The following is a 21,705-nucleotide window of genomic DNA, read 5'->3' on the forward strand; positions in this document are numbered from 1 at the left end:
GCGGCTTACACCACTTCGAACAGGCCCGCCGCTCCCTGGCCGCCACCGATACACATGGTGACCACCACATATTTCACGCCGCGTCGTTTGCCTTCAATCAGCGCATGGCCGACCAGGCGCGCGCCCGATACGCCGTAAGGGTGGCCGACGGCGATGGCGCCGCCGTTCACGTTCAGGCGGTCCATCGGGATGCCCAGCTTGTCGGCGCAATACAGCACCTGCACGGCGAAGGCTTCGTTCAGCTCCCACAGGCCGATGTCTTCCACCTTCAGGCCGGCTTTCTTTAATAGCTTGGGAATGGCGAACACCGGGCCGATGCCCATTTCATCCGGTTCGCAACCGGCCACGGCGAAACCACGGAACACGCCCAGCGGTTGCAAGCCCTTGGCGGCGGCGACGTCCGCGCTCATCACGATGGACATCGAACCGCCGTCCGAGAATTGGCTGGCGTTGCCGGCGCTGATCACGCCGCCCGGCACGGCGGTGCGAATCTTCGATACGCCTTCATACGTGGTATCGGCGCGAATGCCTTCGTCGGCCGAAATCGTTACTTCGCGCGACAGCAGCTGGCCGGACGCCTTGTCGGCCACGCCCATCACGGTGGTCATCGGCACGATTTCCGCGTCGAACAGACCGGCGGCCTGGGCTGCGGCGGCGCGCTGCTGGCTCTGCACGCCGTACTCATCCTGGCGCTCGCGGCTGATGCTGTAGCGCTTGGCGACGGTCTCGGCGGTTTGCAGCATAGGCCAATAGATTTCCGGCTTGTGCTGCGACAGCCAGACTTCCTTGTACATGTGCATATTCATTTCCTGCTGCACGCAGGAGATCGATTCGACGCCGCCGGCGGCATAGATATCGCCCTCACCCGCGATGATGCGCTGGGCGGCGGTGGCGATGGTCTGCAGGCCGGAGGAGCAGAAACGGTTGATGGTCATGCCGGCGGTGGTCACCGGGCAGCCGCCGCGTATGGCGATCTGGCGGGCGATATTGCCGCCGGTGGCGCCTTCGGGATTGGCGCAGCCGACCAGCACGTCCTCGACTTCGCCAGCCTCGATGCCGGCGCGGGCGATGGCCGCTTGCAGCACATGGCCGCCCAGGGTGGCGCCGTGCGTCATGTTGAACGCGCCCTTCCAGGACTTGGCCAGACCCGTGCGGGCGGTAGATACAATGACGGCGTCGATCATGAGAGTCTCCTATGGAATGTGGTGTTATTCAAACCAGAATAGCATATTTTTAGTACGGTCGTTCGCAAATATTTGCGGCGTTGCGGCGTAAGTTTCGCGTAAGTTTGGTGCAAGAATGCCGTAAGGTTAAGGGTACAGACTGGGCTCAAGCTGACGAAGTAGTAACTATCTCGGCTGGGGAAAAAACATCCTACAAAATCAAAAGGAGACACATATTATGGCAAATACAGGAACAGCCGACCCGCGCACTGCGGCCAAGGCGCCAATCACCGCCGAGGAACGCAAGGTTATCTTTGCATCCTCGCTCGGTACCGTCTTCGAATGGTACGATTTCTATCTATACGGTTCGCTCGCACCGATCATCGCCAAGCAGTTCTTTATCGGCGACCCTAACACCACCTTCATTTTCGCACTGCTGGCGTTTGCCGCCGGTTTCATCGTGCGTCCGTTCGGCGCGGTGGTCTTCGGCCGCCTCGGCGACATGATCGGCCGTAAATACACCTTCCTGATCACCATCCTGATCATGGGTGCGTCCACCTTTGTGGTCGGCTTACTACCCGGGTACGCGGCCATCGGCATCGCGGCGCCCATCATCCTCGTCTCGCTTCGGATCTTGCAGGGGCTGGCGCTGGGCGGCGAATACGGCGGTGCAGCAACCTATGTGGCGGAACATGCGCCGCACGGCAAGCGCGGCTCGTTCACGTCCTGGATTCAAACCACCGCGACCCTGGGCCTGTTCCTGTCGCTGCTGGTGATCCTGGGCACCCGTACCGCCATCGGCGAGGAAGCGTTCCAGGCCTGGGGCTGGCGCGTGCCGTTCCTGGTCTCGGTACTGCTGCTGGGTATTTCGGTGTGGATTCGCCTGTCGATGAATGAATCGCCGGCCTTCGCCAAGATGAAAGCCGAAGGCAAAACCTCGAAAGCGCCGCTGACCGAAGCCTTCGGTCAATGGAAAAACCTGAAGATCGTGATCCTGGCGCTGGTCGGCCTGACCATGGGCCAGGCGGTGGTGTGGTACACCGGCCAGTTCTACGCCCTGTTCTTCATGACCCAGGTGCTCAAGATCGACGGCGCCAGCGCCAACGTCATGACCGCGCTGTCGCTGATTCTGGCGACGCCGTTCTTCGTGATCTTCGGTATGCTGTCGGACAAGATCGGCCGCAAATACATCATCCTGGGCGGCTGCGTGATTGCCGCCCTCACCTACTTCCCGCTGTTCGCCGCCCTGACCCACTACGGTAACCCGCAGCTGGAAGCAGCGCTGAAAAACTCGCCGGTGGTGGTGTATGCCGATCCTGCATCGTGCAACTTCCAGTTCAACCCAACGGGCCAGAAGAAATTCACGACCTCGTGCGACATCGCGACCAGCATCCTGTCCAACGCTTCGGTGGCTTACAGCAAGCAGGACGCGCCGGCCGGCAGCGTAGCCAAGATCAAAGTGGGTGAAAAGGAAATCAACGCCTTCAACGCGGTGCTGACTGCGGACGGCCTGGCCTTCGACAAAGCCTCCAAGGATGCTGATGCGGCGCTGAAGAAAGAAGTTGCAGGCGCAGTGAAAGCGGCCGGCTACCCAGCCAAAGCGGACGAAGCGCAGATCAACAAACCGATGATGGTCTTGATCCTGTTCATCCTGGTGCTGTATGTGACCATGGTGTACGGCCCGATCGCCGCCATGCTGGTGGAAATGTTCCCGACCCGCATCCGCTACACCTCGATGTCGCTGCCGTATCACATCGGTAACGGCTGGTTCGGCGGCCTGCTGCCGACGATCTCGTTCGCGCTGGTGGCGTTCAAGGGCGACATTTACTACGGCCTGTGGTATCCGATCATCATCGCGCTGATCACTGCCGTAATTGGTGTCCTGTTCGTGGGTGAAACCAAGGACAACAACATCTACGCAGCGGACTAAGCCCCCGCTGGCAACAACCAAGCCGCCTCCGGGCGGCTTTTTTCATCCGGGGTCAGTTCTGCCAATCGCACACGACCACAGCTGTTGCAGCATCCATCCTGCGGATAATACGGCTGACGGTGCGATACGATATTTTAAAATGGGCGGCGATCTGCGCCATTGTATAAGCGGTGCTGTAATAGGCAGCAGAAATCGCCTCGTCCCGGTCTCGGAACTTGGCCTGATATTCTGCAAGCGACAATGCGAGTGCCTGTCGATGCTCTTTCGTTACCTCATTCAGAACAGCAGCAGCGTGTGAATCTCGATGGCGAGCAACAAAGACGTCATCACCAAGCAGAAGTTGATGACGCGCATTCTTGATAGGATTGCTGGCATCGACCCCGGCAGCAACAAACAATCGAAATGCATCGATGGCTTCTTGTTGATGCTCGCCGAACAAGCCAAGCATCCAGTCGGTTTGCAACCAGCCCGGGGGTTCCGCCGCCCGCGTCATCAGATGGTAGCTGCTCCAAGGCCAGTCTTCCAACGTCGTCACCATCCGGGCGCGTATCGGATTCAACACGACGTAGCGTGCAACCTCCCGCAAATGCGCTTCTTTTTGAATCAAAATCGCGTGGTACCGGCCTTGGAAGACATGACCGACGCGCTGATGCCTCCGATTAAAATACTGTGCATACAACGCGTTAAGCTGGCGCATTCCCCGGGATAAATTCGCATCGCCAGTCTCTATCACCAAATGGTAATGGTTCGTCATTTGGCAGAAACTATGAACTGCAAAGTTGAATCGTGCGCAAGTACTGGCGAGCATCTCCATCCACGCCAGACGATCGGTATCGTCGAGGTAGATCAACTGCTGCCTATCGCCCCTTGAAGTGACGTGATAGACAGCACCAGCAAACTGAAGTCTTAGTGGGCGGCTCATTCGAGCAACTTACATCAACCGAGATGCTTCACCATGACTTTAATCAGCGCTTGGCCTGCGAAATGCCCAGTAACTGACGAGGTCGTGTGCGATTGGCAGAACTGACCCCGGTTTAGAAACGCCAGCGTCCCAAGATGTTGTATGGACGCGCCTGGCCTATGTGGCTGTGCAGGAGCAGCAGTTCCCCTACTTTCCACTCTATCGGCTCCACGCTTTGCGGGGCGGCTGTGATGTCGTCGTAGAGCAGCGTGATGTGCGGCGTGCAGCTGGGCGGGTTGCCTGTGATGCCTGCTTTCAATAGCGCGCTTGCCAGGTTGCGGTAGAGCGCCGCTACCCCCACAACCCCTTCGCCGCCGGTCAGTACATATGGCCGGTTGCGCGCGCGGTTGATGAAGGTTTGCGCCACGTCGAATCCCGCAGTGAACGGCTGCGTGCCTGCCGCCACCAGCGCTGCCGCCTGCGAGGCGCGGGCCAACAGCGCATCCGGCATGCCGGGAAAGTCGCCCAGGTTGCACAAGGTGCAATGCAACTTGGCGTCGGCGATCGGACGGCCTTGCATGCCGTGCTCCGACTTCAGTTGCGCCGTCAACGCGTTGATCCGTCCTATCGCCCCGGCGTCCGGTGCGATGGCGAAGAAGATCCGGTCCGTCAGCTTCGGCGGTGGTTCAAAGTCGAATAACGATCCCTGCCCGCTCATTTGACCCTCTGCTTTTCCAGCTTGCGCGCCAGCGTGCGGCGGTGCATGCCCAGTCGCCGTGCGGCTTCCGAGATGTTGAAGTCGGTCTCCGCCAGCACCGCGTGGATGTGCTCCCATTCCAACGTTTTCACCGACGTGGCGCGCGTGGTCAGTTCCAGCTCCGCCGCTCCCGCCACGTGTTCGAACGCGGCTTCGATGTCGTCGGTGTTAGACGGCTTGGCCAGGTATTGGCACGCACCCAACTTGATCGCTTCCACCGCCGTGTTGATGCTGGCGAAACCGGTCAGCACCACAATCAGCATTTCCGGATCATGCTCGTGCAGCATCTGCACGCAGGCCAGGCCGGATGAGTTGCCCTTCAGTTTCAAGTCCACCACCGCATAGCCCGGCGTGTGGTCGACCAGCATCGCGCTGGCTTCGTCCACGTTTTCTGCCAGCAGCACCTTGTAGCCGCGACGCTCGAAAGAACGCCCCAAGGTACGGGCAAAGGCCGCGTCGTCTTCCACCAGCAGCAATACGCGCTCTTCTGTTCTCATGTCGTTTATTGATGTTCCGATTTGATTTCGATGGCGGACAAGGGCAGCGTCAGCCGCACCATCGCACCGCCCTGCTCCAGGTTGGTCGCCGTGACTTCGCCGCCCAGCGTGCGCGCCACGTTCACCACCAGGAACAAGCCCAGTCCACCACCGGGGCGGCCCTTGCTGGAGTTGTACGGCTTGCCGAACTGCGCCAGTATAGATGGATCGAAGCCCGCGCCCTGGTCCGTTACCTGCAGCACCAGCGTGTCGCCCTCCACCACCGCTTCCATGCGCAGCCATTGCGGCGACGCTTCCAGCGCGTTGTCGAGCACGTTGCAGATCATTTGCTTGAGCGTGGAGTCCGATACCACCGGATGGTCCGGCGTGATCCGGTTGTAGAACTCGAACTCGATCACCGGACGCCCCACGCGCCACTCTTCCGTCACTTCGTACAGGAAGGTGTTGATGGTAGTGGCCGCCGATGATTCGCCGCGTGCCTCGCCAGCCGACAGCAGGATGCCGCTGACGATGGATTTGCAGCGCTTGAGCTGCGTCTGCATCTCCGCTATCTCTTCCAGCAGCACAGGATTGCCTTTGAATTCAGGCATATGCTTCCAGTCGCCGAGGATCACCGCCAGCGTCGCCAGCGGCGTGCCCAGCTCGTGCGCGGCGCCCGAGGCCAGCAAACCCATGCGCACGATGTGCTCCTCCTCGGCCGCCCGCTGGCGCAAATCCGCGAGCTTGGCCGCGCTGCCGCGCATGTTCTGAGTGATGCGCGTGATGAAAATCACCAGCAACGCCGCATCCAGAATGAAGCAGATCAGCATGCCCTGCACGTACAGGCTGAAGATGCCCAGCGCGTGGTCCTGCGGCAGCGGCAGCGGTTCGGAGAACAGCGCCAGCCCGGCGATACAGGCACCAGTGACGATGACGATGGTCCAGGTCGACCACGTCTCCAGCAGCACCGCGCCCAGGATCACATGCAGCAGGTACAGGAATACGAAGGGATTGGTGGCGCCGCCGCTCAGGTAGAGCTGCGCCGTCAGGCTGGCCACGTCCACCGTCAGCGCCAGCAGCAGTTCGCTGTTGGACACCACCTGGTTTTCCTGCCAGCGCAGGATGCTGGCGACGTTGAACGCGATCAGGCACGCCAGCACGTTCAGCATGGCCGGCATCGGCAGCTGCACGCCGAGCAGGATCGACGCCGTGGCGATGGTGGTGATCTGGCCGATCACCGCGATCCAGCGCAGCTGGATCAGCTGCTGCATGTTCTTGTGCCCGGCCGCCGAGGTAATGGTGTTGGCGGAGGCGTTCACCGCCGCCAGCGGTTCGACTACCGGCATACCCGGCCGGCCACGATCATAAGGATTAGGATTTTTGTTTGCGCGCATCTCGGATTACCCATACGGTCGCAGCGGCCACCATCAGGGCCAGCGCGTACCAGGTGACAGCATAAACCAAGTGGTTGTTCACGAAGGAAATAACTGTCAATCCGCCTGCCGGTTGCACCGCATCGCTTGCCACCGTCACCGGACCCGCCACCTTGGCGCTGGCCGCGTCGGCATCGACAAAGTACGGCGCCACCGGCGCATCCGACAAGCCGCGCGCGCGCGCGATGGCCTGCACGTCACGCGTGTACCAGTAGTTGCGCGCCGGTTCGTTGGCGCGCAGCTTGCCGGCGATCTCGCTCAGGCGCAGCAGGCCGGTGATCGATACCGCCGGTGCCGTCGCCGTCTTGCAGGCATCGGCTGCGGCGGCCGGCGGCGCCGGTTGCGGCTTCCAGCCACCCAGGCCGGCGGCGATGAAGCCGCGGTTGATCATGACGATCCCGCCGTCGGCCGTGCACAACGGCGTCACCACCCAGTAGCCAATGCCGCGTTCAAGCGAGGCCATCACCTGCGTGCTGGCGCCGTCGAGCAGCACGCCGCTCAGCTGCACCGGGCGGTAGTCGTCGGCTTCAGCGTTGAGTTGCGGCCATTGCGCCATCGATGGCGCGGGCACCGGCGCGCCGTGCACGCGCTGGTTGACGCGCTCGATCAGCGCCAGTTTCCATTGCAGCCTGCTTACCTGCCACGTCCCTAAAGCAAAAAACCCTGCGAACATCACCCCGGCCACGAGGGCCAGGATGACGCGCAGGGCGCGGGGACGTTGGCGCTGAGTCGCGCCCGTCATCATTGCATGTCTTGCATGTTGTGAACGTCGTTGCCCATGGAAGGCATCATGTTCGCGTTCATGTGGTACATGACCCAGATCGAACCAGCCAGTACGATGACCAGCAGCACGACCGTGAACACGGTGGCCAACATCGACCAGCCGCCTTCGGCCTTGCCGTTCATGTGCAGGAAGTAGACCATGTGCACGATCACCTGGATCGCGGCAAACGCCAGCACCACGATGGCGGTGGTGCTCGACTTGTCGAACGCATGGGTCATCACCAGCCAGAATGGAATCGCGGTCAGGATCACCGACAGCACGAAGCCGATCGCGTAGTCCTTCAGGCTGCCGTGGTGGCCGTCGTCACCGTGGCCATGATCGTCGTGGTGGCCGTGCTCAGAGTGGTTGTGTGGTGCGCTCATGGCAGAACTCCCATCAGATAAACAAAGGTAAACACGCCGATCCAGATCACGTCCAGGAAGTGCCAGAACATCGACAGGCACATCAGGCGACGGTTGTTTTCAGGCGTCAGGCCGTGCTTCTTCAGCTGGAACACCAGCGTGATCAGCCACAGCGTACCGAAGGTCACGTGCAGACCGTGGGTGCCGACCAGCGCGAAGAACGAGCTCAGGAACGCGCTGCGTTGCGGACCGGCGCCTTCGTGGATCAGGTGCAGGAACTCGTACATTTCCAGGTACAGGAACGCCAGGCCGAATACGCCGGTGATCAGCAGCCAGATGATGGTGGCCTTCAGGTTCTTGCGCTGCGAGGCGATCATGGCGAAGCCATAGGTGATCGACGACAGCAGAAGGAAGCCGGTATTGATGGCCACCAGCGACAGGTCGAACAGTTCCGCGCCCGACGGGCCGCCCGCATAGCTGCGGCCCAGGACTGCGTAAGCGGCGAACAGGCCTGCGAACAGCAGGCAGTCGCTCATCAGGTAGATCCAGAAGCCCAGCAGGGTGCCGTTTTCAGGATGGTGGTCACGCACGTAGTAACGCGCGCTTGGATCGGCGCTCACGGCGCCATTAGCGGTAATTTCAGACATGGCTTTCCAGCAAACGAGTGTGCGCATCTTCGGTACGAGTTACTTCATCGGCTTTGATGTAGTAGTCGCGCTTGTAGTTAAAGGTGTGGATGACGATCGCGGCGATCATGGCGGCGAAGCCCAGGACGGCCGGAATCCACATCTGCCAGACCATGGCGAAGCCAAAGCCGAACGACAGGGCCGAGATCACGAAGCCGGCGCCGGTGTTCTTCGGCATGTGGATGTCCACGAAGCCTTTGAGCGGACGCTGGTAGTGATTGGCCTTCATGTCGGCCCAGCTGTCGCTCTCATGCACAACAGGGGTGAACGCGAAGTTGTAGTCCGGTGGTGGCGACGAGGTCGCCCACTCCAGGGTACGGCCTTCCCATGGGTCGCCGGTGACGTCGCGCAGTTTGGCGCGGTCGCGGAAGCTGACATACAGCTGCAGCAGGAAGGCGCCAATACCGCCGGCAATGATCAGCGCGCCGAAGGCAGCGACGATGAAGTAGATCTGCAGCGACGGATCGTCGAAGTGGTTCATGCGGCGGGTAACGCCCATGAAGCCCATGATGTACAGCGGCGTGAAGGCAACCCAGAAGCCGACCAGCCAGCACCAGAAGCAAACCTTGCCCCAGAATTCGTTCAGCGTGTAGCCGAAGGCTTTCGGGAACCAGTAGTTGATACCTGCGAACAGACCGAACACCACGCCGCCGATAATCACGTTGTGGAAGTGGGCGATCAGGAACAGCGAGTTGTGCAGCACGAAGTCGGCTGGTGGAACGGCCAGCATCACGCCGGTCATGCCGCCGATGACGAAGGTCAGCATGAAGCCCACGGTCCACAGCATCGGCACGGTGAAGCGGATGCGGCCCTTGTACATGGTGAACAGCCAGTTGAAAATCTTCGCGCCCGTCGGGATCGAGATAATCATAGTGGTGATGCCGAAGAACGAGTTGACACTCGCGCCGGAGCCCATGGTGAAGAAGTGGTGCAGCCATACCAGGTAGGACAGCACGGTGATCACGACGGTCGCATACACCATCGAAGTGTAGCCGAACAAACGCTTGGCCGAGAAGGTCGAAACGATTTCCGAGAACACGCCGAACACCGGCAGGATAAGGATGTACACCTCAGGGTGGCCCCAGATCCAGATCAGGTTGACGTACAACATCGGGTTGCCGCCCAGTTCAGCGGTGAAGAAGTTGAAGCCGGCGATACGGTCCAGCGACAGCAGCGCCAGGGTGATGGTCAGGATCGGGAAAGTAGCAACGATCAGCGCGTTGGTGCACAGCGCGGTCCAGGTGAACACCGGCATCTTCATCATCGACATGCCAGGCGCGCGCATTTTAACGATGGTGGCGATCAGGTTGACCCCGGATAGCGTGGTACCGACACCGGCAATCTGCAATGACCAGATGTAGTAGTCGACCCCCACGTCCGGCGAGGCGCCGATGCCCGACAGCGGCGGGAACGCCAGCCAGCCGGTCTTGGCGAATTCGCCGATGAACAGCGACACCATCGTCAGCATGGCGCCGAAGGTGGTCATCCAGAACGAGAAGTTGTTCAGGAACGGGAACGAGACGTCGCGCGCGCCGATCTGCAGCGGCACCACGTAGTTCATCAGGCCGGTAACCAGCGGCATGGCGACGAAGAAAATCATGATCGTGCCGTGGGCGGTGAACACCTGGTCGTAGTGGTGCGGCGGCAGGAAGCCCGGATTGTCGCCGAAGGCCATGGCCTGCTGGGCGCGCATCATCAGTGCATCGGCGAAGCCGCGCAACAGCATGATGATGCCCAGGATCATGTACATGATGCCGATTTTCTTGTGGTCGATGGAGGTGATCCAGTCGCGCCACAGCGGGCCCCACAGGCGGAATTTGAACATGGCGGCCAGCAGCGCGAGGCCGCCGATCGCCACCATGGCGAAGGTGCCGATCAGGATGGGCTCGTGGTATGGAATGGAATCCAGCGACAGCCGCCCAAAGATCAGGTTGGTCAAGTTGAGATCAGACATGGTCATTCTTTACGGATAGGTTGAGCAGTGGCGGCGACCGTGGTCGGCTCGCACACGTCTTCTGGCAGTTTCTTGGCCGCTGCAGCCGCTTTGATGCGGGTGGCGTCCTGATGCATCATCGTGTTCATGCAGACGGCGTCTTCCGCCACGCAACGGTTCAGCACGCGGTCGTACAAGCCCTTGTCCACGCTACCGAAGTGCATGATCGGATGCTTGATGGACGGCTTGTCCAGCGCCAGGAACTCGGCGCGGGTCAGCGCCGTGGTGGTGGCCTTGGTCTTGGCGACCCAGGCGTCGAAGTCAGCCTGTTTCACGCCGTGGTATTTGAAGCGCATGTCCGAGAAGCCGGCGCCGCTGTAGTTGGCCGAGAAGCCGTCGTACACGCCCACCTTGTTCATGACCGCGTTCAGCTGCGTCTCCATGCTCGGCATGGTGTAGACCATACCGGCCAGCGCAGGAATGTAGAACGCGTTCATGACGGTGCTCGAAGTCATGTGGAAGCGTACCGGCACGTCGATCGGGGTCACCAGTTCGTTCACGGTGGCGATGCCCTGCTCCGGATAAATGAACATCCACTTCCAGTCCATCGACACCACCTGGATTTCCAGCGGCTTGATGCCGGCGGCGATCGGACGGTTTTCGTCGATGCGGCTCAGCGGACGGTACGGGTCCAGCAAGTGGGTGTAAATCCAGGTAATCAGGCCCAGAACGATGATGATCAGCAGCGGCGCGCCCCAGATCAGCAGTTCGAGCTTGGTGGAATGGTCCCAATCTGGTTTGTATTCGGCGGCGGTATTTGACTTCCTATAGCGCCAAGCGAACAGACAGATGAGGAACATGACAGGTACGATAATCAACAGCATCAGCAATGTTGACACAACCACAAGGTGTGCCTGCTGCGCTGCGATATCTCCGGAAGGATTGAGCACGACCGTATCGCAGCCAGCGAGCCACATTAACGGTGCGAGGAGCAATCCACGACGAACGATAGGAGGAATCATGCGAGTAATGTACGTTACAGAATATTGGGAACATGCTACTGTACTCACTAAGGACTGTTCTTGCTATTGGACACTTTGTCCTACCCGCCGGAACAGCCCTTGTGATAACAACTAACACGAGACAAGAGACTATGGCTAACACGACTTCTATCAGTGGCGTCCAAGCTGGCGTCCACGAACATCCTCAAACAAGCCCTGGTGCACGCAACATCAACGCCAGGGACGGACATATCTCTCCCGGGGAAATAGCGATTGGCGTGGTCATCGGGCGCGCCTCCGAATATTTCGACTTCTTTGTCTACGCCATCGCTTCGGCGCTGGTCTTCCCGTCGGTCTTCTTCCCCTACGAGAGCCGGCTTGACGGAACACTATACGCTTTTGCGATTTTCGCGCTCGCATTTATTGCCCGTCCGATAGGAACTGTGGCATTTATGGCAGTACAACACCGGTTCACGCGGGAAGCCAAGCTGACCCTGGCGCTGATGGTGATGGGCGTGTCCACCGCCGGCATCGCCTTCCTGCCCGACTACGCCAGCCTGGGTACGTGGTCGATTGTCATCCTGTCCATCTTGCGCATCGGGCAAGGCATCGCCCAGGGCGGATCGTGGGACGGCCTGCCGTCGCTGCTGGCGCTGAACGCGCCGGAGCACAAGCGCGGCTGGTACGCCATGCTGGGCCAGCTCGGTGCGCCGATCGGCTTCGTCATCGCCGCCGGCCTGTTCGCCTACATGCTGACCAACCTGAGCTCGCTGGACTTCCTCGACTGGGGCTGGCGCTATCCGTTCTACGTGGCGTTCGCCATCAACGTGGTGGCGCTGTTCGCCCGCCTGCGCCTGGTGACCACGCATGAATACTCGCACCTGCTGGACGAGCACCAGCTCGACCCGGTGCCGGTGGGCGAACTGATGCGTTCGCAATCGCGCAACGTCATCATCGGCGCGCTGGCCGCGCTGGCCAGCTACGCGCTGTTCCACCTGGTGACGGTATTCCCGCTGTCGTGGATCACCCTCACCTCGCAACGCTCGCTGGCGGGCTTCCTGCAGGTGCAGATGGTGGGCGTGGCGCTGATGGCGGTCGGCATCATCATCTCCGGCTTCGTGGCTGACCGTGTCGGCCGTCGCCGCACGCTAGGCACCCTGGCCACGCTGATCGGCATCTTCAGCCTGTTCGTGCCGTTCCTGATCGACGGCGGCGAGGCTGGGCAGGACGCCTTCATCCTGATCGGCTTCTCGCTGCTGGGCCTGTCGTACGGCCAGGCCGCCGGTGCGGTGACCTCCAACTTCCCGCAGCAGTACCGCTATACCGGTGCAGCGCTGACTTCGGATCTGGCCTGGCTGGTAGGGGCCGGTTTCGCACCGCTGGTGGCGCTGGGCGTCTCGTCGCACTTCGGCCTGGCGTATGCGGGGCTGTACCTGCTGTCGGGCGCAGTCAGCTCGCTGGCGGCGCTGAGCATCAACCGCGCCTGGAGCATTCGCGACAACTAGTACCGATCCTGCAACAGAAAAACAACAACGGCCGCCCTCGCGGCCGTTGTTGTTTTGAGCATTTATCAACGTTGCTGCGGAGCAGCAATGGGGTAACATGTTGAGCACCCGGAACGCACCTCATGCGCACTAAAAAGCACCCCGAACGGTGCCGTCGGCATTTCCCCCGCCCGCACGTTATCGCTGCGCGAAAGCAACCCTACCTGCGGTCATGACGGCGTAATAATCGTCCGCTAAGCTACCCTCATTCCACAATGAGGAGTATTGCGTGAACTTGAACGAGCACGAACTGTTGGACCGCGTCCAGCGCGAGCTGACCGACAGCTATGACGAAGAGCTCGAAATGGAGCTCGAAGACCGCGAGATCGATCCGCACACCCGCGAAGTGGTGGAGCGCGAACGCAGCGCCGAGGCCAAGGAGGAACGCCGCCTCTACTTCCGCGAACTGTTCCGCCTGCAGGCCGAACTGGTCAAGCTGCAGGACTGGGTGGTCCACACCGGCCACAAGGTCGTGATCCTGTTCGAAGGCCGCGACGCCGCCGGCAAGGGCGGTGTCATCAAGCGCATCGTCCAGCGTCTGAATCCGCGCGTGTGCCGCGTCGCCGCCCTGCCCGCTCCCAACAACCGCGAACGCACGCAATGGTACTTCCAGCGCTACGTCTCGCATCTGCCGGCCGCCGGCGAGATCGTGCTGTTCGACCGCAGCTGGTACAACCGCGCCGGCGTCGAGCGCGTGATGGGCTTCTGCACCGATGACCAGTACGAGGAGTTCTTCCAGACCGTGCCCGAGTTCGAACGCATGCTGGTGCGCTCCGGCATCCAGGTCATCAAATACTGGTTCTCGATTTCCGACGAAGAACAGAACGCCCGCTTCCTCGGCCGCATCCACGATCCGCTCAAGCAGTGGAAGCTGAGCCCGATGGATCTGGAGTCGCGCCGCCGCTGGGAGGAATACACCCGCGCGAAGGAAGTGATGCTGGAACGTACCCATATTCCCGAAGCGCCATGGTGGGTGGTGCAAGGCGTGGACAAGAAAAAAGCGCGCCTCAATTGCATCCATCACTTGCTCGGTCAAATGCCGTACGAAGAGGTGACGCATCCGGCCATCGAACTGCCAGAGCGCGAATACCACGACGATTACGTGCGCCGTCCGGTGCCGGCCGAAATCATCGTGCCCGAAGTGTACTGAGCGCAGGTGCTGTGCTAGAGTTGACAATCACTCACGCTTGGGAGTTTGTCATGCTACTTGGCGCATTTTCCGTCAGCCTGGCGGTCAAGGATCTGGCCGCCTCGCGCGCGTTTTACGAGACGCTGGGCTTTACGCAGTTCGGCGGCCATGCCGAACAGAACTGGCTCATCATGAAGAATGGCAGTCATGTGATCGGCCTGTTCCAGGGCATGTTCCCGAAGAATATGCTGACCTTCAATCCCGGCTGGGACCAGAACGCCCAGCCGCTCGACGGTTTCACCGACGTGCGCGAAATCCAGCGTCAGCTCAAGGCGCAAGGCCTGGCGCTGGAGATGGAAGCGGACGACAGCACCACCGGCCCGGCCAGCTTCATCGTCGTCGACCCGGACGGCAATCCGGTGCTGTTCGACCAGCATGTTTGAGGCCGCGCCATGAGCCTGGGCACCAGCAATCGCCCCACCTTCTACAACCGCGAGCCCGAAATCTCCACATGACCTACAGCTAGTAGGCAGTCTGGGTGTACGGGCGGCTGGCGGGCAACTTGCCCCATTCCTTGTTGGGTTCGCGCGACATGGTGAACACCAGTTCACCGCCGGCGGTGATCTGGTCGTGCCGCAAATAGGTCTGCGCCAGCGGCTTGCCGTTCAGCGTCACGCCCGCCACATAGGCGTTCTCCTTGCTCAGCCCGACCGCGCGGATGGTGAAGCGTTTGCCGTTGGGCAGGTTCAACACCGCCTGGTCCAGGAACGGACGGCCGATCACGTATTCATTGCTGCCGGGAGCCACCGGGTAGAAACCCAGCGCCGTGAACGCCAGCCAGGCTGACATCTGCCCCAGGTCGTCGTTGCCCGACAAACCGGCCGGCGTCGTGTTGTACTGCGACGACACCACCTGGCTCAAGCGCTTCTGCGTCTTCCACGGCGCACCGGCGTAGTTGTACAGGTAGGCCACATGGTGCGACGGTTCGTTGCCGTGCGCGTAATGGCCGATCAGGCCGGAGATGTCCTCCATGTGCGCGTAGACGTTATCGTCCACCTTGGCGTCGAACACCATGTCGATCTTGTTCTGCAGGCCGGCATCGCCGCCCAGCATCTTGATCAGGCCCGCGTTATCGTGCGGCATATACCAGGAGTATTGCCAGGCGCTGCCCTCGGTGTAGTCGCTGCCGAAGTTCGACTGCACCGGGCTGAACGGCTCGCGGAAGGTACCGTCGGACTTTTTCGCCCGCAGGAAGCCGGTCTTCACGTCGAAGGAATTGCGGTAGTTCTGCGCCCGCTTGTAGTAGCGCGCGGCGATGTCCTTCTTGCCCATCTTTTCCGCCATGCGCGCGATGGTCCAGTCGTCGAACGCGTATTCCACCGTCTTCGACGCCGCTTCCGGCTCCAGGTCGATCGGCACGTAGCCGAGCTTCATATAGTGCTGCAGGCCGCCGTACGGGCCGTATTCCGCGCTGCTGGTCATCGCTCTCAGCGCCTCTTCGGCATCGAAGCCCTTCAAGCCCTTCATGTAGGCGTCGGCGATCACCGGCACCGCGTGGTAGCCGATCATGCACCAGGTTTCCAGGCCGTGGAAGGACCACACCGGCAGGATGCCGTACGGGCTAGCCTTCTGCGACTCGACCAGCGAACGCACGAAATCGACGTTGCGTTGCTCCGGCTGGATCAGCGTCAGCAAGGGATGCAGCGCACGGTAGGTGTCCCACAGCGAGAAGGTGGAGTGGTAGCGGAAGCCGGTGGCCTGGTGCACCTCGTTGTCCGGCCCGCGATAGCGGCCGTCGCGGTCCATGAACAGGCTAGGCGCCAGCATGCTGTGATACAGCGCGGTGTACACCATCTTGCGCATTTCCGGCTCGGCTTCGATGGCGACCGCGCCCAGCGCCTCGTTCCACGCGGCCGACGCCTTGGCGCGTTCAGCGTCGAAGTCCCAGCCCGGCATCTCGGCCAGGTTGGCGATCGCGCCCTCCTCGCTCACCGCCGATATCGCCACTTTCACTTGCAGCTGGCCGTCGGCCGGCACGCCGAACTCCAGCGAGCCGACCAGCGCCTTGCCCTCGACGACGGCCTTGTCGCCCGGGCCGCTGCCCGGACCGGCGAAGCCCTTGTACTCGACATCGCGCTCCATATTGCGCAGGGAGCGCGATGTCAGCGGATGCGAGAACTGGATGGCGAAATACAGCTGGCGACCGGCCGCCCAGCCGCGCGTCTCGCGCATGCCGGTGATCAGCGTGTTGTCGCGCACGCGCAGGCGTGACCACAGGTTCTTGGCGGCGTAGTCGTAGATGCTGGCGCGCAGGTCCAGCATCACCTTGGCCTCCGCGCCCTTGGCGTAGCGGTAGCGGTGCAGGCCCACGCGCTCGCTGGCGGTGAGTTCGACATCGACTTCATTGTCGGCCAGTTTGACCGCGTAGTAGCCCGGCTCCGCGCGCTCGTTCTTGTGGCTGAAGCGCGAGCGGTAGCCGCTGAAAGGCCGCTCGGGGTAGCCAGGCTCCCATTTGGTCTCCGCGCTGTAAGGCATCAGCAGCAGGTCGCCGAGGTCGGAGTGGCCGCTGCCGGAAAAGTGGGTGTGCGAAAAACCGAGGATGCTGTCGTCGTCATAGCGGTAGCCGGCCGCCCACGGATAGCTTTGGCGGAACGGCCGCACCTGCGTGTCGGGACTGAGCTGCACCATGCCGAAGGGGCGCGTGGCGCCCGGGAAGGTATGGCCGTCGCCGCCGGTGCCGATGAAGACATCGACCGCCGCCGCCGGCGTGGATTGGGCGATGGAGATCGCCGGGAATGCCAGGACCAGCGCCATGGCGCCGGCCGAAAGAAGTTTAGTCGCGTTCATTCATCACCCGCTATCAAGACGATCCGACTTTATAGCGCTTGCCCCGGTGACGGTCAATCCACGAAACAAATAAGGGGCGAAGTTTAGTAAATCCGCTAAACAGCGGTGGTGACGGTATATTCTTCAATCACCTCGCTCAGGCGGGCCGCCTTGCGGACGTTGGCCTTGTTCGACACCATCAGCGACACCACCAGCGCCTCGATCACGGCCACCGCCGCCACCGCGCTGCTGGGCAGCACGCCATGCGCGGCGCTGGCGTACAGCACGTGATCGGACAAGGGCACCATCGGCGCCGTCGGCGCATCGGTAATCGCCACCACCGTGGCCTTGCGGCCGCGCGCGAACTCCGCCAGCCGCATCGCATCGCTGGTGTAGCGCGGGAAGGACATCACCACCAGCAAGTCGCCTCGGCCAACGTGGACCAGGTGGCCGGCGGCGATCTCGGTGCCACCGCTGCCGGCCATCTCCACCACGTTGCGGCAGAACGGCTGCAGATGCAGCGCCAGCATCGACGCCAGGCTGGAAGACATGCCCAGTCCCAGCACGTAGACCGTGCGCGCCTTGCTGATTTTTTGCGCCACCGTCTCCATCACCTTGGACGCCAGCACCTCGTGGGCGGAGGCCAGGTTGGCCTTGGCGTATTCCATGCTCGCCTCGCCGGGAGATTGCGCGGCCTTGCGGCGTGCGATGGAGGAACGCAGCTTTTCCACCGGTTGCATGGCCGTGTGCAGTGTTTCGGCCAGCGCGCTGCGCATGGCGCCGTAGCTGGAGAAGCCGATGTCGCGCGAGAAGCGGCTGATGGTGGCGGTGGATACCTTGCAGCCCTCGGCCATCTCCTCGATCTTCAGCGCGGTGCCGCGCATCGGATTACGCATCAGGTAATCGGCGATGCTGCGATGGGAGGCGGAACCTTCGGCGCGCACGCCGGCCAGTACCTTGCCCAGCGCCGATTGTACAAATGCCACGTCCGCCGAAACCGCATTACCTGCCGTCATACCGCTCTCAACTTCTTAAAAAGGTGTAAGCATACGTACATTACAGGCAACTGTGAACTACGTATTAACCCGTAGCCGGGTTTTATTGGTACCAGGGCCGCGTGATCTTCAGCGGCCGCACGTCCAGCCGCAGGTTCAGGATGGTGTAGGCGTCCGAGGTGGCGGATTCATAACCGACGCTGGCGGCGTCGCGGGTCAGCTTGAACTCGAAGCCCAAGTCCTCACGCGGCTCGCCCGGTGGCGCGGTGGCGATGCCGATCGCTTCGCTGCGGCTGTTGTTGATCAGCTTTTCCATCATCACCAGCACGGTGTTGTGGCCCAACGCGTCGGCCGAATACACTTGCTCATTCAAGTACGGCTTGGCTGGATCGAGCTTGCCGTCCGCCTTGTCGGCCGATGGCGTGTACTGGCCGGTGACAAGGTTGTAGCGGTCGCCGCGATCGAGGTAGCTGATGCGGGCGTTGGTCAGGTTGAATTCCTTGATGTCGCCGTTGGTCTTGGCCTGCGTCAGGTCCAGCAGCAGCGCGCCCTGGTAGCCGATGATCTCGACCTCGCGCTTGGCGTTGATGATCATTGCCGTGTTTTCGTCGATACCCAGTCCCAGCTTGTAATTCTTCTTCAGCATGGCCGGCAGCATGCGGGCGAAGCGGCCGCGCGCCAGCAGATGCTGGTCGACGAAGACGTCGGTGCCGACGAAGCCCAGGCCCGGCGCCAGTTCGAGGCCGTCGTTGACACCGGCGGCCAGCGTGCCGATCACGGTCTTGGCTTCGTAATACATGGTGCTGCTCATGATGGCCGCGCCGGCGCTGCTGCCGCCGATCACGCCGCCCTTGTTGTAGACGTCCCAGATGGCCTGCAACACGGCGGTGCGCGAGCCGTCCGGCCTCACCAACGCCTTGGTGATGTAACCCTGGTCGCCGCCGGCGAAGTAGACGCCGCCCGCTTCGCGGATCGAGCGCGCCAGTGTTTCATCCTCGGCCGCGCGCGCGTAGTCGCTGTTTTTCAGCCGCACGGCCACCGGCACCACGAAGGCCGAGGCGCCGTATTTATTCAGCGTGGCGGCCAGGTTGGCGCCGGAGCGCTCCGGATTGCCGGCCGCGCTGGGCATCACCGCGATGCGGGCGCCCTGCCCGCCGGCCAGTTGCACCATGCGCTGCCAGATGATCGTGTTATCGGCGCGCACCGCGCCGCCGGCGATCAGCAGGTTGCCTTGCGGCGGCGCTTCGGCCGCCATGGAAACCTGCATGCAAAAGGCCACCAGGGAGATGCTGATGGCGCGCACCGCTTTTACCAAAATCGTCATACGTTCATTCCTGTCTCAAGAAAGGTACTGAGATGGAATGATACCGCTTATTCCTGTTCGCGGCGACGCAGCTGCTCCATGTAGTTATAGACGGTGAAGCGCGAAACACCGAGCGCCGCCGCCGCCCGCTCCACGCCGCCCTTGACGATGAACAGGCCACGCCGCTGCATGGCGCCCACCGCCTGGATTTTTTCCTCGCGCGTGATGGCGTCGGCGCTACCGCCGGGGCTGACCGCTTCGTTGATGATCTCCTGCATCAGGGTGTCCATCTGCGACTCGGGCGGTGCGGCGACCGGTGCGGCCATCGCCGGCACGGCGGCCTGCACCATCGGCTTCAGCATCTGCGACAGCCAGCCGTGCGCCGCCTGGAAGCCCGACAGGTCGGCGTTCAGGCACAGCGTGGCGAACGGTTCGCCGCTGGCGTCGCGGAAAATCGCCGAGGCCGAGCGCAGTTCGCGGCCGTCGGCCGTCACCGTTACATAATCCTCCACCAGGCTGTGCACCGCGCCGTCCTTGGACTTGATGCGCGTGGCCGCCGCAAATCCGCGATCGTTCTGCGGTCCCTCCAGCACCGAACTGCCCACGCTGCGGCCTGAAATATGGCCGTTGGCGATGGCGACCACCGAGTTCTCCGGCTTGCTGACGTCATGCAGTACCACCTCCAGATGCGGCCCGGCCATCGCCGCCAGCATGGGAACCACCGGCCGCAGGGCGTTGATGACGGCCGCGCGCTCGGCGGCCAATGAAACAGCTTTCATTGAAATCTGACATTTTGTTGATTGATGCGTATATTTTCCCATTTTTTAAACAAACTGTTTATAATTTTTTGCACTTAAAGGAGATCGCCATGACTTTTAAACACATCCCCGCCGCAATGGCGCTGCTGGCCGGCGCCAGCCTGGTGAACCCCGCCGGCGCCGCCGAGCCGGAGTTCTACAACAAGGGCAACCCGCCGGGCCGCCCGTTCTCGCTGGCCGTGCGCACCGGCGATTTCATTCACCTGTCCGGTCAGATGGGCACGGACGACAAAGGCCTGGTGCCGGGCGGCTTTGAAGCGCAGTCGCGCAAGGCCATGGACAACATCGCCGACATCCTGAAGGGCATGGGCCTGGGCATGGACAGCGTGGTCAAGTGCACCGTCATGATCGCCGACATGAACAAATGGCCGGACTTTAACAAGGTCTATGTCACCTACTTCAAACCGGGCCGTCTGCCTGCACGCAGCGCCTTCGGCGTGAATGGCCTGGCGCTGGGCGGGGAAATCGAAATCGAATGTCTGGCCTACGCGCCGGCCGGCAAATAACGGGGCGCACATCAAATGGGGAACGCATGACTAATCGCCGCATCTTCCTGCACGGCGCAGCCGCCGCCAGCCTTGCCGCCATCGGCCTGCCCGTACTCGGCAAGCCCGCGACAAGCACCGCGGCCTTGCGCGACAAACGACCGCTCATCATCGATGCGCTGGGCGGTATCGACAACATCAACCTGCGCGGCGTGGGCCACGACAGCGCCGCCAACGACTTCGGCATCGACGCCCGCGCGCTGGCCGACGCCAAAGCCTCCGGCCTGAATGCGTTCAACATGACCATCGGCCACGTCTTCGGCGACGGCGATCCGTATGAGAAGACGGTATCCGACGTCCACGCCTGGAACGCCTTTATCAAAAGGCGTTCCGCCGACTTCCTGCTGGTGCGCAGCACCGCAGACATCAAGCGCGCCCAGGCCGACGGCCGCCTCGGCGTCATCCTCGGCTTTCAGAACGCGGCCATGATGGGCAAGGACGCACGCCGCGTGGAGGGCTTTGCCAAGGCAGGCGTGCGCGTGATCCAGCTGACTTACAACGGACCGAATCAACTGGGCGACGGTTCCATGGTCCCCACCAATAAGGGCTTGTCCGATTTCGGCCGCGACGTGGTGGCGCAACTGAACCGCAACAGCGTGCTGGTGGACCTGAGCCATAGCGGCGAGCAAATCTGCCTCGACGCCGCCGCCGCGTCCACCGCGCCCATCATCATCAGTCACACCGGCTGCCGCGCCGTGGCCGACCTGCCGCGCAACAAGACCGACAAGGAACTGCGCCTGGTGGCGGAAAAAGGCGGCTTTGTCGGCATCTACTTCATGCCCTTCCTGGCCGTGGGCCGGCAGCCGATGGCGGCCGACCTGGTCACCCACATCGAGCACGCCATCAACATCTGCGGCGAAGACCACGTGGGCATCGGCACCGACGGCACCGTGCCACAGATCGACGACATGGCCGCCTACATGAAAGGACTGGAAGAGGAAGTGCGCCAGCGCCGCGCCGCCGGCATCAGCGCGCCGGGCGAACGGCCGGACATCGTGCCCTTCCTGCCCGACCTGACGGGCCGCGAGAAATTCTGGAAACTGGCCGACCTGCTGGCCAAGCGTGGCCACAGCAGCAGCCGCATTGAGAAAATCCTCGGCACGAACTTCCTGCGCGTGGCCGATGGAGTATGGAGATAAT

At 62.0% G+C, this 21,705-nt stretch carries 20 protein-coding genes; 6 read left to right on the forward strand and 14 right to left on the reverse strand.

Features of this window, described 5'->3' with window-relative positions:
• Window positions 1-5: 5 nt before the first annotated feature.
• Window positions 6-1,184, reverse strand: a complete 1,179-nt coding sequence (locus ACXZ1M_RS28685; RefSeq protein WP_459050992.1) for an acetyl-CoA C-acyltransferase — start codon at window positions 1,182-1,184, stop codon at window positions 6-8.
• Window positions 1,185-1,401: 217 nt separating this feature from the next.
• On the opposite strand from ACXZ1M_RS28685, the gene ACXZ1M_RS28690 reads away from it, so the two are divergent.
• Window positions 1,402-3,093 (forward strand): MFS transporter, encoded by a 1,692-nt coding sequence (locus ACXZ1M_RS28690; RefSeq protein ID WP_459050993.1) that lies wholly within the window; start codon window positions 1,402-1,404, stop codon window positions 3,091-3,093.
• Between the two features lie 52 nt (window positions 3,094-3,145).
• On the opposite strand, the gene ACXZ1M_RS28695 is transcribed toward ACXZ1M_RS28690, so the two are convergent.
• From ACXZ1M_RS28695 to cyoA, 9 genes are all read right to left on the reverse strand, one after another.
• Window positions 3,146-4,015 carry a transposase gene (locus ACXZ1M_RS28695; RefSeq protein ID WP_459050994.1) on the reverse strand — a complete coding sequence of 290 codons (870 nt, stop codon included), beginning with the start codon at window positions 4,013-4,015 and terminating at the stop codon, window positions 3,146-3,148.
• 112 nt (window positions 4,016-4,127) lie between these two features.
• Complete coding sequence (locus tag ACXZ1M_RS28700) at window positions 4,128-4,712, reverse strand: 2'-5' RNA ligase family protein (RefSeq protein ID WP_459050995.1); 585 nt, start codon at window positions 4,710-4,712, stop codon at window positions 4,128-4,130.
• On the reverse strand, window positions 4,709-5,248 hold the full coding sequence (locus ACXZ1M_RS28705; protein ID WP_459050996.1) for a response regulator transcription factor: 540 nt from the start codon (window positions 5,246-5,248) through the stop codon (window positions 4,709-4,711). The genes ACXZ1M_RS28700 and ACXZ1M_RS28705 overlap by 4 nt, the downstream gene beginning before the upstream one ends.
• Window positions 5,249-5,253: 5 nt before the next feature.
• Window positions 5,254-6,573, reverse strand: coding sequence for an ATP-binding protein (locus ACXZ1M_RS28710; protein ID WP_459050997.1), 1,320 nt, complete (start codon window positions 6,571-6,573; stop codon window positions 5,254-5,256).
• Between the two features lie 25 nt (window positions 6,574-6,598).
• Window positions 6,599-7,402 carry an SURF1 family protein gene (locus tag ACXZ1M_RS28715; RefSeq protein ID WP_459050998.1) on the reverse strand — a complete coding sequence of 268 codons (804 nt, stop codon included), beginning with the start codon at window positions 7,400-7,402 and terminating at the stop codon, window positions 6,599-6,601.
• A complete protein-coding gene (gene cyoD, locus ACXZ1M_RS28720; RefSeq protein ID WP_459050999.1) occupies window positions 7,402-7,806 on the reverse strand; it encodes a cytochrome o ubiquinol oxidase subunit IV in 405 nt (134 codons plus the stop codon). The genes ACXZ1M_RS28715 and cyoD overlap by 1 nt, the downstream gene beginning before the upstream one ends.
• Complete coding sequence (gene cyoC, locus ACXZ1M_RS28725) at window positions 7,803-8,432, reverse strand: cytochrome o ubiquinol oxidase subunit III (protein WP_459051000.1); 630 nt, start codon at window positions 8,430-8,432, stop codon at window positions 7,803-7,805. The genes cyoD and cyoC overlap by 4 nt, the downstream gene beginning before the upstream one ends.
• Entirely contained in the window at window positions 8,425-10,425 is a 2,001-nt protein-coding gene (cyoB, locus tag ACXZ1M_RS28730) for a cytochrome o ubiquinol oxidase subunit I (protein WP_459051001.1), read from the reverse strand. The genes cyoC and cyoB overlap by 8 nt, the downstream gene beginning before the upstream one ends.
• Window positions 10,426-10,427: 2 nt before the next feature.
• On the reverse strand, window positions 10,428-11,426 hold the full coding sequence (gene cyoA, locus ACXZ1M_RS28735) for a ubiquinol oxidase subunit II (protein ID WP_459051002.1): 999 nt from the start codon (window positions 11,424-11,426) through the stop codon (window positions 10,428-10,430).
• 131 nt (window positions 11,427-11,557) lie between these two features.
• On the opposite strand from cyoA, the gene ACXZ1M_RS28740 reads away from it, so the two are divergent.
• The 3 genes from ACXZ1M_RS28740 (at window position 11,558) to ACXZ1M_RS28750 (ending at window position 14,521) form a co-directional block, all read left to right on the forward strand.
• A complete protein-coding gene (locus ACXZ1M_RS28740; RefSeq protein ID WP_459051003.1) occupies window positions 11,558-12,910 on the forward strand; it encodes an MFS transporter in 1,353 nt (450 codons plus the stop codon).
• Window positions 12,911-13,253: 343 nt separating this feature from the next.
• The gene (gene ppk2, locus ACXZ1M_RS28745; RefSeq protein WP_459054088.1) at window positions 13,254-14,099 is read left to right on the forward strand and encodes a polyphosphate kinase 2; all 846 of its coding nucleotides are present in this window, start codon (window positions 13,254-13,256) and stop codon (window positions 14,097-14,099) included.
• A gap of 50 nt (window positions 14,100-14,149) precedes the next feature.
• Window positions 14,150-14,521 (forward strand): VOC family protein, encoded by a 372-nt coding sequence (locus ACXZ1M_RS28750; RefSeq protein WP_459051004.1) that lies wholly within the window; start codon window positions 14,150-14,152, stop codon window positions 14,519-14,521.
• A gap of 79 nt (window positions 14,522-14,600) precedes the next feature.
• Here ACXZ1M_RS28750 and ACXZ1M_RS28755 read toward each other — a convergent pair whose 3' ends face one another.
• From ACXZ1M_RS28755 to ACXZ1M_RS28770, 4 genes are all read right to left on the reverse strand, one after another.
• Window positions 14,601-16,925 (reverse strand): GH92 family glycosyl hydrolase, encoded by a 2,325-nt coding sequence (locus ACXZ1M_RS28755; RefSeq protein ID WP_459051005.1) that lies wholly within the window; start codon window positions 16,923-16,925, stop codon window positions 14,601-14,603.
• A gap of 95 nt (window positions 16,926-17,020) precedes the next feature.
• The gene (locus ACXZ1M_RS28760; RefSeq protein ID WP_459051006.1) at window positions 17,021-17,920 is read right to left on the reverse strand and encodes a MurR/RpiR family transcriptional regulator; all 900 of its coding nucleotides are present in this window, start codon (window positions 17,918-17,920) and stop codon (window positions 17,021-17,023) included.
• Window positions 17,921-18,002: 82 nt separating this feature from the next.
• Complete coding sequence (locus ACXZ1M_RS28765) at window positions 18,003-19,223, reverse strand: cyanophycinase (protein WP_459051007.1); 1,221 nt, start codon at window positions 19,221-19,223, stop codon at window positions 18,003-18,005.
• A gap of 47 nt (window positions 19,224-19,270) precedes the next feature.
• Window positions 19,271-19,981, reverse strand: a complete 711-nt coding sequence (locus tag ACXZ1M_RS28770; protein WP_459051008.1) for a helix-turn-helix transcriptional regulator — start codon at window positions 19,979-19,981, stop codon at window positions 19,271-19,273.
• An 89-nt stretch (window positions 19,982-20,070) separates the two neighbouring features.
• Between ACXZ1M_RS28770 and ACXZ1M_RS28775 the strand changes: the two genes are divergently transcribed.
• A complete protein-coding gene (locus ACXZ1M_RS28775; RefSeq protein WP_459051009.1) occupies window positions 20,071-20,526 on the forward strand; it encodes a RidA family protein in 456 nt (151 codons plus the stop codon).
• Window positions 20,527-20,552: 26 nt separating this feature from the next.
• Window positions 20,553-21,704, forward strand: a complete 1,152-nt coding sequence (locus ACXZ1M_RS28780) for a dipeptidase (protein ID WP_459051010.1) — start codon at window positions 20,553-20,555, stop codon at window positions 21,702-21,704.
• Window position 21,705: the final 1 nt, after the last annotated feature.

The sequence above is a fragment of the Duganella paludis genome, assembly GCF_054461335.1.

What these genes read in the sequence shown, in the direction of transcription:
- ACXZ1M_RS28685 (WP_459050992.1), bottom strand. Translation starts at nt 1,184, where the DNA reads ATGATCGACGCCGTCATTGTATCTACCGCCCGCACGGGTCTGGCCAAG.
- ACXZ1M_RS28690 (WP_459050993.1), top strand. Translation starts at nt 1,402, where the DNA reads ATGGCAAATACAGGAACAGCCGACCCGCGCACTGCGGCCAAGGCGCCA.
- ACXZ1M_RS28695 (WP_459050994.1), bottom strand. Translation starts at nt 4,015, where the DNA reads ATGAGCCGCCCACTAAGACTTCAGTTTGCTGGTGCTGTCTATCACGTC.
- ACXZ1M_RS28700 (WP_459050995.1), bottom strand. Translation starts at nt 4,712, where the DNA reads ATGAGCGGGCAGGGATCGTTATTCGACTTTGAACCACCGCCGAAGCTG.
- ACXZ1M_RS28705 (WP_459050996.1), bottom strand. Translation starts at nt 5,248, where the DNA reads ATGAGAACAGAAGAGCGCGTATTGCTGCTGGTGGAAGACGACGCGGCC.
- ACXZ1M_RS28710 (WP_459050997.1), bottom strand. Translation starts at nt 6,573, where the DNA reads ATGCCGGTAGTCGAACCGCTGGCGGCGGTGAACGCCTCCGCCAACACC.
- ACXZ1M_RS28715 (WP_459050998.1), bottom strand. Translation starts at nt 7,402, where the DNA reads ATGACGGGCGCGACTCAGCGCCAACGTCCCCGCGCCCTGCGCGTCATC.
- cyoD (WP_459050999.1), bottom strand. Translation starts at nt 7,806, where the DNA reads ATGAGCGCACCACACAACCACTCTGAGCACGGCCACCACGACGATCAT.
- cyoC (WP_459051000.1), bottom strand. Translation starts at nt 8,432, where the DNA reads ATGTCTGAAATTACCGCTAATGGCGCCGTGAGCGCCGATCCAAGCGCG.
- cyoB (WP_459051001.1), bottom strand. Translation starts at nt 10,425, where the DNA reads ATGTCTGATCTCAACTTGACCAACCTGATCTTTGGGCGGCTGTCGCTG.
- cyoA (WP_459051002.1), bottom strand. Translation starts at nt 11,426, where the DNA reads ATGATTCCTCCTATCGTTCGTCGTGGATTGCTCCTCGCACCGTTAATG.
- ACXZ1M_RS28740 (WP_459051003.1), top strand. Translation starts at nt 11,558, where the DNA reads ATGGCTAACACGACTTCTATCAGTGGCGTCCAAGCTGGCGTCCACGAA.
- ppk2 (WP_459054088.1), top strand. Translation starts at nt 13,254, where the DNA reads ATGGAGCTCGAAGACCGCGAGATCGATCCGCACACCCGCGAAGTGGTG.
- ACXZ1M_RS28750 (WP_459051004.1), top strand. Translation starts at nt 14,150, where the DNA reads ATGCTACTTGGCGCATTTTCCGTCAGCCTGGCGGTCAAGGATCTGGCC.
- ACXZ1M_RS28755 (WP_459051005.1), bottom strand. Translation starts at nt 16,925, where the DNA reads ATGAACGCGACTAAACTTCTTTCGGCCGGCGCCATGGCGCTGGTCCTG.
- ACXZ1M_RS28760 (WP_459051006.1), bottom strand. Translation starts at nt 17,920, where the DNA reads ATGACGGCAGGTAATGCGGTTTCGGCGGACGTGGCATTTGTACAATCG.
- ACXZ1M_RS28765 (WP_459051007.1), bottom strand. Translation starts at nt 19,223, where the DNA reads ATGACGATTTTGGTAAAAGCGGTGCGCGCCATCAGCATCTCCCTGGTG.
- ACXZ1M_RS28770 (WP_459051008.1), bottom strand. Translation starts at nt 19,981, where the DNA reads ATGAAAGCTGTTTCATTGGCCGCCGAGCGCGCGGCCGTCATCAACGCC.
- ACXZ1M_RS28775 (WP_459051009.1), top strand. Translation starts at nt 20,071, where the DNA reads ATGACTTTTAAACACATCCCCGCCGCAATGGCGCTGCTGGCCGGCGCC.
- ACXZ1M_RS28780 (WP_459051010.1), top strand. Translation starts at nt 20,553, where the DNA reads ATGACTAATCGCCGCATCTTCCTGCACGGCGCAGCCGCCGCCAGCCTT.